The 14,167-nt window shown below is 70.6% G+C and carries 14 protein-coding genes and 1 pseudogene; 8 read left to right on the top strand and 7 right to left on the bottom strand.

The genetic code is table 11. From position 1 onward, the window contains the following. Window positions 1-52: 52 nt before the first annotated feature. Window positions 53-1,294, bottom strand: a complete 1,242-nt coding sequence (locus tag M6G08_RS15295) for a L,D-transpeptidase (RefSeq protein ID WP_272587723.1) — start codon at window positions 1,292-1,294, stop codon at window positions 53-55. Window positions 1,295-1,393: 99 nt separating this feature from the next. Between M6G08_RS15295 and glgX the strand changes: the two genes are divergently transcribed. The 4 genes from glgX to M6G08_RS15315 all read left to right on the top strand — a co-directional run bounded on the left by glgX (window position 1,394) and on the right by M6G08_RS15315 (window position 6,000). After that, complete coding sequence (gene glgX, locus M6G08_RS15300) at window positions 1,394-3,664, top strand: glycogen debranching protein GlgX (RefSeq protein ID WP_272587724.1); 2,271 nt, start codon at window positions 1,394-1,396, stop codon at window positions 3,662-3,664. A gap of 56 nt (window positions 3,665-3,720) precedes the next feature. Further along, a complete protein-coding gene (locus M6G08_RS15305; protein ID WP_272587725.1) occupies window positions 3,721-4,488 on the top strand; it encodes an enoyl-CoA hydratase/isomerase family protein in 768 nt (255 codons plus the stop codon). A 299-nt stretch (window positions 4,489-4,787) separates the two neighbouring features. Next, window positions 4,788-5,291: an ATP-binding protein gene (locus M6G08_RS15310; protein WP_336298995.1), complete on the top strand. Its 504-nt coding sequence runs from the start codon at window positions 4,788-4,790 to the stop codon at window positions 5,289-5,291. Window positions 5,292-5,388: 97 nt separating this feature from the next. After that, entirely contained in the window at window positions 5,389-6,000 is a 612-nt protein-coding gene (locus tag M6G08_RS15315) for an ADP-ribosyltransferase (protein WP_272587726.1), read from the top strand. Window positions 6,001-6,017: 17 nt separating this feature from the next. Here M6G08_RS15315 and M6G08_RS15320 read toward each other — a convergent pair whose 3' ends face one another. Then, window positions 6,018-6,656 carry a GNAT family N-acetyltransferase gene (locus tag M6G08_RS15320; protein WP_272587728.1) on the bottom strand — a complete coding sequence of 213 codons (639 nt, stop codon included), beginning with the start codon at window positions 6,654-6,656 and terminating at the stop codon, window positions 6,018-6,020. Between the two features lie 48 nt (window positions 6,657-6,704). Here M6G08_RS15320 and M6G08_RS15325 point away from each other — a divergent pair, with 48 nt between their 5' ends. The 3 genes from M6G08_RS15325 (at window position 6,705) to M6G08_RS15335 (ending at window position 8,717) form a co-directional block, all read left to right on the top strand. Then, a complete protein-coding gene (locus M6G08_RS15325; protein ID WP_272587729.1) occupies window positions 6,705-7,619 on the top strand; it encodes a helix-turn-helix domain-containing protein in 915 nt (304 codons plus the stop codon). 60 nt (window positions 7,620-7,679) lie between these two features. After that, window positions 7,680-7,892 (top strand): EF-hand domain-containing protein, encoded by a 213-nt coding sequence (locus tag M6G08_RS15330; RefSeq protein WP_043379704.1) that lies wholly within the window; start codon window positions 7,680-7,682, stop codon window positions 7,890-7,892. Between the two features lie 108 nt (window positions 7,893-8,000). After that, window positions 8,001-8,717 carry an NADPH-dependent F420 reductase gene (locus M6G08_RS15335; protein WP_272587730.1) on the top strand — a complete coding sequence of 239 codons (717 nt, stop codon included), beginning with the start codon at window positions 8,001-8,003 and terminating at the stop codon, window positions 8,715-8,717. Window positions 8,718-8,745: 28 nt separating this feature from the next. On the opposite strand, the gene M6G08_RS15340 is transcribed toward M6G08_RS15335, so the two are convergent. The 5 genes from M6G08_RS15340 to M6G08_RS35865 all read right to left on the bottom strand — a co-directional run bounded on the left by M6G08_RS15340 (window position 8,746) and on the right by M6G08_RS35865 (window position 13,222). Beyond that, window positions 8,746-9,303 (bottom strand): glycoside hydrolase family 25 protein, encoded by a 558-nt coding sequence (locus M6G08_RS15340; RefSeq protein WP_272587731.1) that lies wholly within the window; start codon window positions 9,301-9,303, stop codon window positions 8,746-8,748. Window positions 9,304-9,433: 130 nt separating this feature from the next. Then, window positions 9,434-10,849 (bottom strand): MFS transporter, encoded by a 1,416-nt coding sequence (locus M6G08_RS15345; RefSeq protein WP_272587732.1) that lies wholly within the window; start codon window positions 10,847-10,849, stop codon window positions 9,434-9,436. Window positions 10,850-10,983: 134 nt separating this feature from the next. After that, window positions 10,984-11,202 carry a hypothetical protein gene (locus M6G08_RS15350; protein WP_272587733.1) on the bottom strand — a complete coding sequence of 73 codons (219 nt, stop codon included), beginning with the start codon at window positions 11,200-11,202 and terminating at the stop codon, window positions 10,984-10,986. A gap of 189 nt (window positions 11,203-11,391) precedes the next feature. Further along, window positions 11,392-12,420, bottom strand: a complete 1,029-nt coding sequence (locus M6G08_RS15355) for a tyrosine-type recombinase/integrase (protein ID WP_272587734.1) — start codon at window positions 12,418-12,420, stop codon at window positions 11,392-11,394. Between the two features lie 121 nt (window positions 12,421-12,541). Then, window positions 12,542-13,222, bottom strand: a complete 681-nt coding sequence (locus M6G08_RS35865; protein ID WP_336298996.1) for a helix-turn-helix transcriptional regulator — start codon at window positions 13,220-13,222, stop codon at window positions 12,542-12,544. A gap of 103 nt (window positions 13,223-13,325) precedes the next feature. On the opposite strand from M6G08_RS35865, the pseudogene M6G08_RS15365 reads away from it, so the two are divergent. After that, window positions 13,326-14,155: pseudogene (locus tag M6G08_RS15365) on the top strand (IS5 family transposase). Window positions 14,156-14,167: the final 12 nt, after the last annotated feature.

Consider the following 14,167-nt stretch of genomic DNA (forward strand, 5'->3'; position numbering starts at 1 on the left):
ATGTCACCGTTCCGTACCGAGTTGGCTGACACCCGGCGGGGGCGCGCCGGGGTCACTTCACCGCGCTGCCCGCTTTCCACTTCTTCCACTTCATGTTCCAGCCGCCCAGACCGTTGTCGGGGGCGACCGTCTTGTCCTTGCTGTTGACCACCTCGACGACGTCGCCGATGAGGCTGCGGTCGAAGAACCAGCCCGCCGGGGTGTCGGACCCGCCGCCCTTGACGTCGCGCAGGCCGACGCAGCCGTGGCTGACGTTGGCCCGGCCGAAGGTGTCGGCGGGCGCCCAGTAGTTGCCGTGCAGGAAGGTGCCGGAGCTGGTCAGACGGATCGCGTGCGGGACGTCGGGGATGTCGTACTCGCCGCCGAAGCCGACCGTGCGGCTGTTCATGCGGGTGACGTCGAGCATCTCGGTGATGACCATCTTGCCGTTGTACGTCGGGGTCGTCGGGGCCCCCGCGGTGATCGGCACGGTGGTCAGCAGGGTGCCGTCCCGCCGGACCTCCATGGTCCGCTCAGCCGCGTCGACCAGGGAGACCTGGCTGCGGCCGACGGTGAAGGAGAACGTCTTGTGCTGGAGCCCGTAGACACCCGGCGCGCCCTCGACGTCGCGCAGGTCGAGGCCGACGGTGACCTCGGTACCGGGTTTCCAGTATTTCTCGGGGCGGAAGTCGAGGCGGTCGTTGCCGAACCAGTGGGGGCGGACCTCGACGGCGGGCTTCGCGGTCACCTCGACGGCGCGTTCGACGGCGGCGCGGTCGGTGATCTCGTCGCTGAACTGCAGCGAAACGATCATGCCGGTGCCGACGACGGAGCGGTTCTCGGGGGCGAAGTAGGCGATGAAACGCTCGTCGGGGACGTAGGTGGTGAAGGTGGCGTGCCGGGCGGAGCGGCGGCCGTGGCCGTCCAGGGCGACCGCGTCGACGGTGTACTTGGCGGCCAGGGCCAGCCGCTCGTCGTCGGGTTCCCAGCGCAGTCCGTCCCCGGAGATCCGGCCGGGCACCTCCGTCTCCCGCGCGTCCTGCGACTTGACGACCTTCACCGACTCCAGGCGGCCGTCCGGCACCCGCACCGACAGCTTCTTCTCCTCGGGCCGGACGCTCTTGCTGCCGTCGTCCGGGGTGATGCGGATGACGTCCTCCGCGGCGGGTGGTTTGCCGAGCATCTCGCCGATGTCCGAGCCGATGCCGCCGCCGTCGGAGGTGCATCCGGCGGCCCCGGCCAGCAGTCCTGCCCATGTCAGTACGGCGGCCCAGACGGTCGCCGCGCGCCGTGCGCGCCCATGTACGTGCCTCACATCCACCCGTAACGACCGGTCCGCCCTGGGGAAACGTGAGTGCGAGCCATGCGGTGGGCAGAACTGTGGGGAGGACCACGAGCCGCGGGAGGCTGACAGGTGTCCAGCGCAGCCGAGCAGGAGGCGGTGGCCGGGGAACCGGCCGCCGGGGACGGGCCCGCGCGCCCCGCCGTCGTGGTGAACGGCGCACGGCGGGCCGCGCCGCCGCCCGCCGTGCCGGCGTGGCCGGGGGCACCGGTGCCGCTGGGTGCCCGGTTCCGGACCGGCCCGGACGGGGTGGCGGGGACGAACTTCGCGCTGTGGGCGGGCGGGGCGGAGGCGGTGGAGCTGTGTCTGTTCGACGAACGAGGCCCCGACGGCACGGAGAGCCGGGTGCGGCTGACCGAGCTGACCCACGAGATCTGGCACGGCTTCGTGCCCGGCGTGCGGCCCGGACAGCGCTACGGCTACCGGGTGCACGGCCGCTGGGACCCGTGGACGGGCGCCCGCTGGAACCCGGCGAAGCTCCTGCTCGACCCGTACGCGCGTGCGGTGGACGGTGACTTCTCCCTGCCCGCCGAGGTGTACGGGCACGTGCGGGACTGGCCGGAGCAGCACGTGGCGGACACCGTGCGCGACGACCGGGACTCGGCGCCGTACGTCCCGAAGGGGGTCGTGGTCCATGACGACGACGACTGGTCGGACGACCGCCGGCCCAAGACGCCGTGGGCGGACTCGGTCATCTACGAGCTGCACGTGCGCGGTTTCACCAGGCTCCACCCGGACATCCCGCCCGAGCTGCGCGGCACCTACGCGGGCCTGGCGCACCCGGCGGCGGTCGCGCACCTGAGGCGGCTGGGCGTGACGGCGGTGGAGCTGCTGCCGGTGCACCAGTTCGCGCACGAGAGCCACCTGCTGGAGCGCGGGCTGAACAACTACTGGGGCTACAACTCGGTCGGCTACTTCGCCCCGCACGCCGCCTACGCCGCCTCCGGCACCACCGGCGAGCAGGTCGGCGAGTTCAAGCGGATGGTGCGCGCGCTGCACGCGGCCGGCATCGAGGTCATCCTCGACGTGGTCTACAACCACACGGCGGAGGCGGGCGAGCTGGGCCCGACGCTCTCGCTGAAGGGCATCGACAATCGCGGCTACTACCGCCTCCAGACCGACGCCCGCCGCTACGCCGACTACACCGGCTGCGGCAACACCCTGCACGTCGTCCAGCCGCAGGTACTGCGCCTGATCACCGACTCGCTGCGGTACTGGGTCACGGAGATGGGCGTGGACGGCTTCCGCTTCGACCTGGCGGCGGCGCTGGCCCGCTCGATGCACGACGTCGACATGCTCTCCCCGTTCCTCGCGGTGATCGCGCAGGACCCGGTGCTGCGCCGGGTGAAGCTGATCGCCGAGCCGTGGGACGTGGGCTCGGGCGGCTACCGGGTGGGCGCCTTCCCGCCGCTGTGGACGGAGTGGAACGACCGGTACCGGGACGCGGTCCGGGACTTCTGGCGGCACGCGCTGCCGGACGTGCGGGAGATGGGGTACCGCCTGTCGGGCTCCAGCGACCTGTACGCCTGGGGCGGGCGGCGCCCGTACGCCTCGGTCAACTTCGTCACCGCGCACGACGGCTTCACGCTGCGCGACCTGGTGTCGTACGAGCGCAAGCACAACGAGGCCAACGGCGAGGGCAACCGGGACGGCACGGACGACAACCGGTCCTGGAACTGCGGCACGGAGGGCGAGACGGACGACCCCGGCATCCGGGCGCTGCGCCGCCGCCAACTGCGCAACCTGCTGACCACGCTGCTGTTGTCGACCGGGGTGCCGATGCTGGTCGCGGGCGACGAGATGGGCCGCACCCAGCGCGGCGGCAACAACGCCTACTGCCAGGACAACGAGACGAGCTGGGTGGACTGGAGCCTGCGGGACGACCCTCAGTGGCGGCCGTTGCTCGACCTGGTCTCCCGCCTGATCAGACTGCGCCACCGGCACCCGGTGCTGCGCCGCCGGGCCTTCTTCTCCGGGCGCGCGCACTCCGCGGACGGCCTGCGCGACCTGGCCTGGTTCACCCCGGGCGGCACGGAGATGACGGAACGGGACTGGTACGCTCCCGCCGCCACCGTCGGCATGTACCTGTCCGGACGGGACATCCCGGGCCGGGACGAGCGCGGCGACCAGGTCGTCGACGACAGCTTCCTGGCCGTCCTGCACGCGGGCGGGGAACCGGCCGGTTTCGTCCTGCCGGGTCCCCCGTGGGCAAGGCGGTACGAGGTGGTCGTCGACACCGGCCGGGAGGAGCAGGCCGAGGCGCCGGACACCGCGTACCCGGCGGGGGCGGAGATCACGGTGCCGGGGCGGACGGTGCTGCTGCTGAAAGCAGCGGGCCGGTGACATGGCCTCCGGGGGCCGACTGCCACAGCACGTGAACGACCGCTAACCTGCGGAGCATGACCGTACATCTGGAAGTCGCGGACGGCGTCGGCACGCTGCGCCTGGACCGCCCGCCCATGAACGCACTGGACGTCGCCACCCAGGACCGGCTCAAGGAGCTCGCCGAGGAGGTCACGCGCCGCGACGACGTGCGCGCCGTCGTCGTCCACGGCGGCGAGAAGGTGTTCGCGGCGGGTGCGGACATCAAGGAGATGCAGGTGATGGACCACGCGGCGATGATCGCGCGGTCCCGGGCCCTGCAGGACTCCTTCACGGCCGTGGCCCGCATCCCCAAGCCGGTGGTCGCGGCGGTCACCGGGTACGCCCTCGGCGGCGGCTGCGAGCTCGCCCTCTGCGCCGACTTCCGCATCGCCGGCCAGAACGCCAAGCTCGGCCAGCCCGAGATCCTGCTCGGCCTGATCCCCGGCGCGGGCGGCACCCAGCGGCTGTCCCGGCTGATCGGCCCCTCCAAGGCCAAGGACCTCATCTTCACCGGCCGGCAGGTGAAGGCCGACGAGGCGCTGGCGCTCGGCCTGGTGGACCGCGTCGTACCGGCCGGCGAGGTCTACGAGCAGGCGCACGCCTGGGCCGCCCGGCTCGCCAAGGGCCCCGCCATCGCGCTGCGCGCGGCGAAGGAGGCGATCGACACCGGACTGGAGACGGACATCGACACCGGTCTCGCCGTCGAGCGGAACTGGTTCGCGGGTCTGTTCGCGACCGAGGACCGCGAACGCGGGATGCGCAGCTTCGTGGAAGAGGGACCGGGGAAGGCGAAGTTCCTCTAGCCGACGCCCGCACCTCCGTCGCCCGAAGTCCGGCCCGTCCACTTGCAATTGACGCGGTGTCTCATCCGGGTCCCTCGATGGGGCGGTTTATGGGAGCCTTAACGCACCATTAAGCGCGTCTTGTCGAGGGAGTCCGTCGCTTGTCCCGGGCCGAGCCGTCCGTGCAGGTCAGCGAGGCTGTTCGCGGCCCCGAACTGCCTGCGGCATATGCCGATCGACCGTCGTCGGGCCGGCCCCCGGCGGGAGTGTATTCCCCGGGAACGCCCCCGGAGCCCCCCGGGGGCGGCCATGATGGGGGCATGGCGGGGCTGGAGGGTACGGAACAGCCGCGGGGAGCCGGACGTGCGACCGCGGCGCGCTGGTCGCCGGCGGTCGAGGACGAACACGCGCTCAAGGCGCTGGAGTTGTTCGGCAATCCCACGGAGCGCGAAGTTCCGTTACCGTCCCGCCCCGAGTCCGCCGCCACCGCCCGCCGACTGGCCCAGGTCATCGCCCTGCGTCAGTGGCAGGTGGGCCCCCGGGTCACGGAGGACACCGTCCTGCTCGTGTCCGAGCTGGTGGGCAACGCGGTGCGGCACACCGGAGCCCGCGTCTTCGGCCTCCACATGCGCCGCCGCCCGGGCTGGATCCGCGTCGAGGTCCGCGACCCCTCCAGGGGGCTGCCCTGCCTGATGCCGGTGCAGGACACGGACGTCAGCGGACGCGGCCTCTTCCTCGTCGACAAGCTGTCCGACCGCTGGGGTGTCGACCTGCTGCCGCGCGGCAAGACGACCTGGTTCGAGATGCGGGTGGTCGACCGGTGAGGGCCCATCTCGGGCCGGTGGCAAGGAGGTTCGGCGGACACGCCGCCTACGGGTGAAGATCCGGAGCCTGCCGCTGGGAACCCGGGATCGTAAGCCCATGTTCACCACTCGCCTGCGCCGCAGGGGCGCCGCCGCCGTCCTGTCCCTCTCCGCCGTCCTCGCCACCACGGCCGCCACGGCCCCCGGCACCACGGCCGCGCCGACGGCACCCGCCGCGAAGGCCGCCGCCTGCCCCCAGTTCGACGACAAGCTCAAGGCCGCTGCCGACCCCGACGTGGACCTCGACCGCATCACGCCGGAGCCGGTCTGGCGCACCACCTGCGGCACCCTCTACCGCAGCGACAGCCGCGGCCCGCAGGTCGTCTTCGAGGAGGGCTTCCACGCCAAGGACGTCACCGACGGCCAGTACGACGTCGAGAGGTACGTCCTCGTCAACCAGCCCTCGCCGTACGTCTCGACCACCTACGACCACGACCTCTACAAGACCTGGTACAAGTCCGGCTACAACTACTACATCGACGCCCCCGGCGGCATCGACGTCAACAAGACCATCGGCGACACCCACAAGTGGGCCGACCAGGTCGAGGTCGCCTTCCCCGGCGGCATCAAGCGGCAGTACGTCATCGGCGTCTGCCCGGTCGACCGGCAGACCAAGACCGAGATCATGAGCGAGTGCGAGAGCAACCCGCACTACAAGCCCTGGCACTGACCCGGGCACCGGGCATCTCAGGGGCGGAGGAACAGCGCCTCCGACCCCACCGGCCGGTAACCCGCCGCCTGGAACGCCCGCAGACTGCGGGCGTTCCCCGCCGCGACCTGCGCCCACACCGGCTCGCCCCCGGCCAGCCGCCGCGCCGCCGTCGCCAGGCGCCGGCCCAGCCCCCGGCGCCGGGCCCCCGCCGCCACCTCCACCGCGACCTCCAGCCGCCCGGCGATCCCGCGGCCCAGCACCAGCTCCCCGCCGTCCGCAGCCCACACCCGCACCTCGTCGCGCCGCCCGCCCGCCGAGACCACCCGGGGATGTCCGGGGTCGGCGACCTCCTCCAGCACCGCCTCCGGCCGGCCCGGCAGCGGAGCCCCGGTCAGCAGCACGTCGACCGTGTCGGTGACCCGCCCGGCCCGCTCCCCGAAGGCGCTCAGGAACCGGGGATTCATGGCCGCGGCGAGCGGGTCACACCCCAGCGCTCCCAGCGTCTCGCGCACCCACCCCTCCGGCTCGTCCGTGAAGACGACCGAGTGCGCCGTGAACGCGATCACCCCCGCGTCCCGGTCGCCGTGCTGCGGCACCACGGTGATCCCGCCGTCCGCCACCGGGAAGACTCCCCGCCCCGCCGCCTCCAGAATGTCCCGCAGGCTCTCCGCCACACCGCGCTCCTTGAGTCTCCACCCACTGGAAGGCCCAGGCTCACACACGTGAACGACGACGGCACCGCCCTGATGACCATCGGCGAGCTGGCCCGCGCCACCGGACTGACGGTGCGCACCATCCGCTACTGGTCCGACGAGGGCGCCCTGCCCCCGGTGGCCCGCTCCACGGGCGGCTACCGCCTCTACGACAGCGCTTCCGTCGCCCGGCTGGAGCTGATCCGCACCCTGCGCGAACTCGGCCTCGGCCTGGACGCCGTGCGCCGCGTGCTGGCCGGCGAGGAGACGGTCGCGCAGGTGGCGGCGGCCCACGTGAGCGCGCTGGACGCGCAGATCCGGTCGCTGCGGGTGACCCGCGCGGTGCTGTCGACCGTGGCGAGACGCGGCTCGACCGCGAAGGAGACGACCCTGATGAACAAGCTGGCACGACTGTCCGCCGCCGAACGACGGCGCATCATCGACGACTTCATGGCGGAGGTCTTCGAGGGCATCGACACCGCCGACCCCGACATCCGCACCCGTCTGCGCTTCGCCGCGGCAAACCTGCCCGACGATCCCACCCCCGAGCAGGTGGACGCCTGGGTGGAGCTGGCCGAGCTGATCCAGGACCCGGAGTTCCGGGCGACGATGCGCCGGATGATCGAGTCCAACGCGGCGGACCGGGGAGCGGACGTGCCCACCGGCTCCTCCCTGTGGTTCGTGAGCCGTCTGGTCCGGCTCGCGGGCGACGCGCTGCGGGAGGGCGTCGTGCCCGACTCGCCGCAGGCCGCCGGCATCCTGCGCGCGCTCATCGGCGACGCCGACCCGGCCGTCGTACGCGAACGCCTCACCTCGATGACGAGCGCCCGCCTCGTGCGCTACCGGGAGCTGTCGGCGATCGTGAACGGCGTGGAGCCGCCGTCCGCCTACGAGGAGCAGTTCGGGTGGGTGGTCGCCGCACTGGGCGCTCGCACGGGCAGCTAATCTGACCTGCGTCAGACGCGTCCACAGGACGAGCAGAGCACGGAAATGAGGGGCGGACCGGTGGCGGACATCGAGGAAGCACGCAAGCAGTTCGAGCGGATCGACACGGACGGTGACGGCTTCATCACCGCGGCCGAGTTCAAGACCGCGCTGGCCCAGGGCGGCGACTGGAACGTCACCGAGTCGGTGGCCGAGGCGATCATCGCCGGCCGCGACCTGGACGGCGACAAGGTGCTGTCGTTCGACGAGTTCTGGGCGCACCTGAACAAGTAGCGACGCCGCGAGGGGCGCCTGTCCGGTCACCGGGCGGGCGCCCCTCGGTATGTCCGGACTCGCTGGAATAGCCCGCGCCGTCCGGGGGTTACCGCTGATCACCGGCGCGTGCCGCCGGGTTCCGCAGGACACGACCCCCGAAAGGCAAGGCGAGTCGGCATCATGAAGATCGGCATCATCGGCGCGGGCAACATCGGCGGCAACCTCACCCGGCGGCTGACCGCGCTCGGGCACGACGTCTCCGTCGCCAACTCCCGCGGACCGCACACGCTCACCGCGCTGGCCGAGGAGACCGGCGCCACCCCGGTGCGAGCCGAGGAGGCGGCCCGGGGCGCCGAGGTCGTGGTCGTCACGGTCCCGCTGAAGGCGGTCCCCGGCCTGCCCTCCGGCATCCTCGACGGCGCCGCCGACGGCGTGGCGGTCATCGACACCAACAACTACTACCCGCAGCAGCGCGACGGGCGCATCGCCGCCATCGAGGACGAGGGCCGCACCGAGAGCCGCTGGGTCGAGGACCACCTCGGCCACCCCGTGATCAAGGCGTTCAACGGCACGTACGCCCAGGACATCCTGGACCGCCCGCGCCCGGCCGGCGACCCCGGCCGCATGGCGCTGCCGGTCGCCGGCGACGACGAGGCGGCCAAGGCCAAGGTGCGGGCCCTCATCGACGAACTGGGCTTCGACACCGTCGACGCCGGCGGCATCGACGAGTCCTGGCGCCAGCAGCCCGACACCCCGGTCTACGGCCTGCGCGCGGGCGTCGAGGGCGTCACCAAGGCCCTGGCGGAGGCGTCGCCGGAGCGTCCGGCGGCGTTCAGGGGCTAGGCAGGCGCCGGGAGGGGGCTGAGCCCGGCTAAGCCCCCTGGGCCCATTCCCTCAGCGCGGCCTTGCTGCCGAAGTCCGCCACGTTCGTGTCGACCGGGTCGTCGGTGTACTGGTGGAAGCGCCACTTGGCCCGGATGCGGGGCTTGCCGGCCGACACGTAGTCGGCGATCCAGAGGCCGTCACCGGCGTACGAGGTCGTGTCGACGTTCAGCCAGAAGTGCCTGTTCGCATAGAGAATGACCCGATTGTTCGGCCGTAGCTCTCTCACCTTCCGGATGAACCGGTCCTTCTCCGAGTTGCTCGCGTGGGTGCCCTCGCCCGTCGTCTCCCAGTCGACGGCGAGGATGTCGCCCTTCCGCTCGGGCGCCTTGGAGACGAAGTACTCGGCCTGCGCGGTCAGGTTGCCGGGCCACAGGAAGTGGTAGAAGCCGACGACCAGCCCGGCGTCGCGGCCGCGTTCGGTCTGGGCCGCGAGTTTGGGGTTGACGTACGAACGGCCCTCCGTCGCCTTGATGAAGACGAAGGAAAGGCCGTCCGTGTCGTAGCTGGAGGACTGGTACGAGCTGACGTCGATGCCGCGCAGCATGCGGACTCCCTCGGATGCCGGTGGGGCCGAAGCGCCCTCGGGGCGGAGGTTGTTGTTATGCCCGGTGGGCGGCGGCCGTACGCCGGGCGCGTGGGCGCTCGGCGTACGGCGGTGGTGAACGCCGGTCGGATCAGGGGGCGGAGGTGGTGACCGGGGCCGCCGGGGCGTCCTCGGCGGCCGGTGCTGCCTCGCCCTCGTCCAGCAAGACGTCCTTGGTCTCCTTGCCGAGCAGCAGCGCGACCAGCGTCAGCACGGCCATGGCGGAGAGGTAGACGCCGACCAGCCACGGCGAGCCGTCCCCGGCCTCCCACAGCGCCACCGCGATGAACGGCGCGACGGCCGCGCCGAGGATCGAGCTGACGTTGTACGAGATGCCGGAACCGGTGTAGCGCACGCTGGTCGGGAACAGCTCGGGCAGCAGCGCGCCCATCGGGCCGAAGGTCATGCCCATCAGCGTGAAGCCGAGCACCAGCCACAGCACCACGCCGAGCGTGCCGAGGCCGATCAACGGCACCCAGACCAGGCCGAAGACCACGATCGCGGCGGTGATCCAGATCAGGGTGGCGCGCCGCCCGTACTTGTCCGCGAGCGGGCCGGAGACCAGGGTGAAGACGGCGAAGAACAGCACGCCGAAGATCATCATCAGGACGAAGGTGGTGTAGCCGTAGCCGAGCCCGGGCACGTCGGCGTCCTCGGCGGTGCGGCCGTAGCTCAGCGAGAACGTGGTCATCAGGTAGAAGAGCACGTACGTCGCCAGCATGATGAAGGTGCCGAGGATCAGCTGCTTCCAGTGGCCCTGGACCACGGTGGCCAGCGGCAGCTTGCGCACCTTCCCGGTCTCCTGGGTCTTGGTGAACACCGCCGACTCCACCAGCCGCGAGCGCACCCACAGGCCGATCGCGACCATCACGGCCGAGAACAGGAACGGGATGCGCCAGCCCCAGCTGGTGAAGGCCTCGGACGGCTGGGTGGGATCGGCGCCGGCCGCGGACGGCAGCAGCGCGCCGATGATCAGGAACAGGCCGTTGCCGATGATGAAGCCGAGCGGAGCGCCGAGCTGCGGGAAGGTGCCGTACAGGGCGCGCTTGCCGCGCGGGGCGTTCTCGGTCGCGACCAGCGCCGCACCGCTCCACTCGCCGCCGAGCGCGAAGCCCTGGGCGAGGCGCATCAGCACCAGCAGCCCGGTGGCGATCCAGCCGGCCTGCGCGTAGGTGGGCAGTACGCCGATGAGGAAGGTGGCGATGCCCATGGTGAGGAGGGAGACCACCAGCGTCTTCTTGCGGCCGAGCCGGTCACCGAGGTGCCCGAAGAAGACGGCGCCGATCGGCCGGGCGACCATCGCGGCGCCGAAGACGGCGAAGGACGACAGCAGGGCCGTGGTCGGGTCGCTGCTGGGGAAGAACAGCGCGGGGAAGACCAGTACGGCGGCGGTCGCGTAGATGTAGAAGTCGTAGAACTCGATCGTCGTGCCGATGAGGCTGGCGATGAGGACCCGCGACCGGGGATTGACGGGGGTCTGGGCTGAACCGGGTGCTGGTGCGGGCATTGCTCGGTCTTTCACGTGCGAAACATGGAGACTGCAACGATCTCAGCCGTCTTGTTTTTCGGAAAGCGGGTGTCATCATGTGAGACACCCGCGTCCCGGGCCCCAGCCGTGCCCGCGCCATCGCTCCCGCCGGGTCAGCACTCGATGATGTTCACCGCCAGCCCGCCCCGCGCCGTCTCCTTGTACTTGACCGACATGTCCGCCCCCTGGCGCACTATGCCCTTGACCTGCACGTTCGAGGGTACTCGAGGCGCGGTCCACGCCTGTAGGGACTTCTCAGGAACTTTCGGCCGGGAGGGGTCCCGCAGCCAGGCGTCCATTGCGGCGAGCCCTCGCTGACCCGCACCGGGCATGAAGTGAGCGTAGTGGTCGAGTGTGACCTTCGGTGTCGAGTGCCCGAGCCATTTGGACAGGCTGACGACCGATTCGCCAGCCTCCAGCTGCACGCTCGCGTAAGTGTGGCGGAGGACGTGGAACATGTCCTCGCGTGGGGCGGTATAACGCGGGACCCGGCGGATCCGGTTGCCGTCGTGCCGCACCTTCTAGCCCACGGGCTTGATCAGCCCGGCGGCGGCGAGCGCACGCTTCCAGCTGCGGTCGTTCCAGGTGCGGTAGTAGATGCGGTTGCCGTGCGACGAGGTGAGGATCAGGTCGACCGTGATCGGCTTCCGCTGGCGCTCTTCGAGGGCGGTGGTGGGGGTTTCCGGGCTCCGCCAGGGCAGCGTGCAGGGAGTCGACGGGAACCTGCGAAAGTGATCTCGGGCCCGGAGCGCGAGATGGGCCGGCAGGGGGACTTCGCGGGTCTTGCGCCCCTTGGGGAGCGAGAAGTAGGGGCGCCCCTTGATGTCCCACCTGAGCTGGCGGCGGACGTGGACGACTCCAGCTGCGAAGTCGAAGTCCTTTTCGGCGAGACCGAATGCTTCGCCTTGGCGCAGCCCGAGGCCGATGCCGAGATCGACCGCGATCTGGTAGCGGTCTTGCAGCCCCGCGCGGACGGCATCGACGACCTCACGTGTCCACGCCTTGGCCTTGCTGTCGATCGCTCGTGGGGGCTTGACGCTGTTCTTCACCTTCATCGGGTTGCGCAGCAGACGCTGATCGTCGACGGCGCTGCCGAGGATCGAGGACAGGTGTCCCCAGATCACCTCGGCCGTCGACTCCTCGACCCTCGTGAGCAGTGCTGCCGCGAAGGTCCGCAGAGCGGAAGCGTCGATCTCACGCAGGGCGTAGTCGCCCACCAACGGGATGATGTGGTTCCAGATGCGGCTGCGCATCGGGTCCGCCGTTGAGGGCTCGTCGGAACGGCCCGCCCACCAGTGCTCGACGATGTAGTCGGCGAGAAGGATCTCACCCTTGCGGGGATCGACGAACTCGCCACGGCTGGAGTCCGTCTTGGCGCTGGCGAGCCACTGCTTCGCGTCCTCGCTCGTGTGGAACGACCGGTCCTGGATGCCGGGAATCCCCTTCACCCGGTAGCGCTTCCCGGTGCCGTAGATCGCGGTCCGCTCCCACTTCCCGGTCAGCTTGTCGGGACGCTTCTTCAGCCATCGGTCTTCTATGTAACCCGCCATGATGGGGCCCTCCAGTGGTGCGTGATCATGAGCTGGTCGGTGCCAACGCGATCTGCGGCACGATCCAATCCCCGTGCGGAGCACTTCTTCTCGGGGGAGACGGGACGCGTAAGTCACCGCGCTACTTCACGGCTTTCGAGCGCCGTTGCGGCTTCCGGTTCAGCGGGGCAAGGGCGCGGTTGGAGCGGGAGTCCGCTCGTTCCTGATCGCGGACCCACTCGTCGAGCGCCGTGATCCGGTACATCACGCGCCGTCCCATGCGGAAGCTGGGAGGTCCCTGTCGGCGGTGTCGCCAGACGTACAACGTGTTGGGTGAGATACCGAGGTACTCGGCAGCCCTGGGGAGGGTCAAGAAGGCGGTCTGGGATGCTGCGCGCGGCTCCGGCATGGGTCGACTCCTGTCGTGTGTGGGGCGATGACAGGACGAGATTCCGGAGAAAGGGCGAGTTGGACGATCCGGATTCTTGAGATAGGGGGCGTCAGTCGGGGGCTGCAGCACGAGCACGTATCCGAGGGCTGACGGGCGACGCACTACTGGCACTACCGGCTGTGATCGATTCCGGCATCGCGGACAGAGCACTGATGATCGGGGGACCAATGGGTACGCAGTTGCCGACAGCCGAGCAAGGTGAGTACCCGGCAGGAGCTGCGCTTTGGCAGCACCTGCCGGGTGGTCGCGGCCGACCTGCTGGGCCATCACAGTGTGACGGACTGGCGCTCGTTTGCGGTCGTCGAGCTGTCCCCATGGAGAGTCGCGGCAGGAGCTGAGAACCGGTCGCTCTTCACGCCGGTTCGGAGACATCAGGCTGGCAGGCCCGGAGCGAGGCGTGCACGACGCTGCCCCTCGACTTGGGTTGTCCGCCTAGGTCGTGCCCGCAAAGTGCTGTGGTCTTGGTCTGTTCGTCGTGCGTCGTCATGAGCTGACTGATGAGTCGTGTGCGGTGATCGAGCCGTTGCTGGCTCCGCCACGGATGGGTCGTCCGGCGCGGGGTGCCGGCAGGTGGTCAACGGGATCCTGTGGAAACTGTCCACCGGGGCTGCCTTGTGGGACCTGCCCGAGCGGTATGGCCCGTGGAAGACGGTCTGTGAACGTTTCCGCTGCTGGTCCGCCGACGGCACTTGGGACCGCCTCCTAGCCCACGCCCAGCAGCACTCGGACGCGGTCGGTGCGGTCGACTGGACCGTTGTCTGCCTGGACTCCACGACCGTGCGGGCCCATCAGCACGCCGCGGGAGCCCGAAAAAGGGGCAGGACTGGCCGGGCGAGGCACTCGGCCGGTCCCGCGGCGGGCTGACCACAAAGATCCATCTCGCCTGCACGGTGAAGGCCGCCCCTTGGCCTTCACCCTCACCGTCGGCAACGTCAACGACTGCACCCAATTCGAGCAGTTCGTGGCCCGCATCCGCATCCAGCGGTGCGGACCCGGCAGACCAGAACCAGGCCCGAGCGGGTCGCGGCAGACAAGGGCTACTCGTCCACGAAGGTCCGTACCTACATGCGACGTCGCGGTATCAAGGCGGCGATTCCCGAGCGGATCGACCAGCTCAACGGCCGCATCCGCCGGGGCGAGAGCCTCTGCCGACTCGACCGGGCGGCCTACCGGCGACGCAACGTCGTCGAGCGCTGCTTCAACAAGCTCAAGCACAACAAAGCCCTCGCCACCCGCTACGACAAACGCGCCGGCCACAACCAGGTTCTCGTCACCCTGGCCTGCCTCAGACTCCGGCTGCCCTGACTTTGCGGACAC

The organism is Streptomyces sp. M92 (assembly GCF_028473745.1).
Taxonomy (GTDB): Bacteria; Actinomycetota; Actinomycetes; order Streptomycetales; family Streptomycetaceae; genus Streptomyces.

Excerpts from the sequence above, each read along its gene's own strand:
- M6G08_RS15305 (WP_272587725.1), top strand. The coding sequence starts at position 3,721 with ATGACCGTACATCTGGAAGTCGCGGACGGCGTCGGCACGCTGCGCCTG.
- M6G08_RS15310 (WP_336298995.1), top strand. The coding sequence starts at position 4,788 with ATGGCGGGGCTGGAGGGTACGGAACAGCCGCGGGGAGCCGGACGTGCG.
- M6G08_RS15315 (WP_272587726.1), top strand. The coding sequence starts at position 5,389 with ATGTTCACCACTCGCCTGCGCCGCAGGGGCGCCGCCGCCGTCCTGTCC.
- M6G08_RS15340 (WP_272587731.1), bottom strand. The coding sequence starts at position 9,303 with ATGCTGCGCGGCATCGACGTCAGCTCGTACCAGTCCTCCAGCTACGAC.
- M6G08_RS15345 (WP_272587732.1), bottom strand. The coding sequence starts at position 10,849 with ATGCCCGCACCAGCACCCGGTTCAGCCCAGACCCCCGTCAATCCCCGG.
- M6G08_RS15350 (WP_272587733.1), bottom strand. The coding sequence starts at position 11,202 with ATGCCCGGTGCGGGTCAGCGAGGGCTCGCCGCAATGGACGCCTGGCTG.
- M6G08_RS15355 (WP_272587734.1), bottom strand. The coding sequence starts at position 12,420 with ATGGCGGGTTACATAGAAGACCGATGGCTGAAGAAGCGTCCCGACAAG.
- M6G08_RS35865 (WP_336298996.1), bottom strand. The coding sequence starts at position 13,222 with ATGTCTCCGAACCGGCGTGAAGAGCGACCGGTTCTCAGCTCCTGCCGC.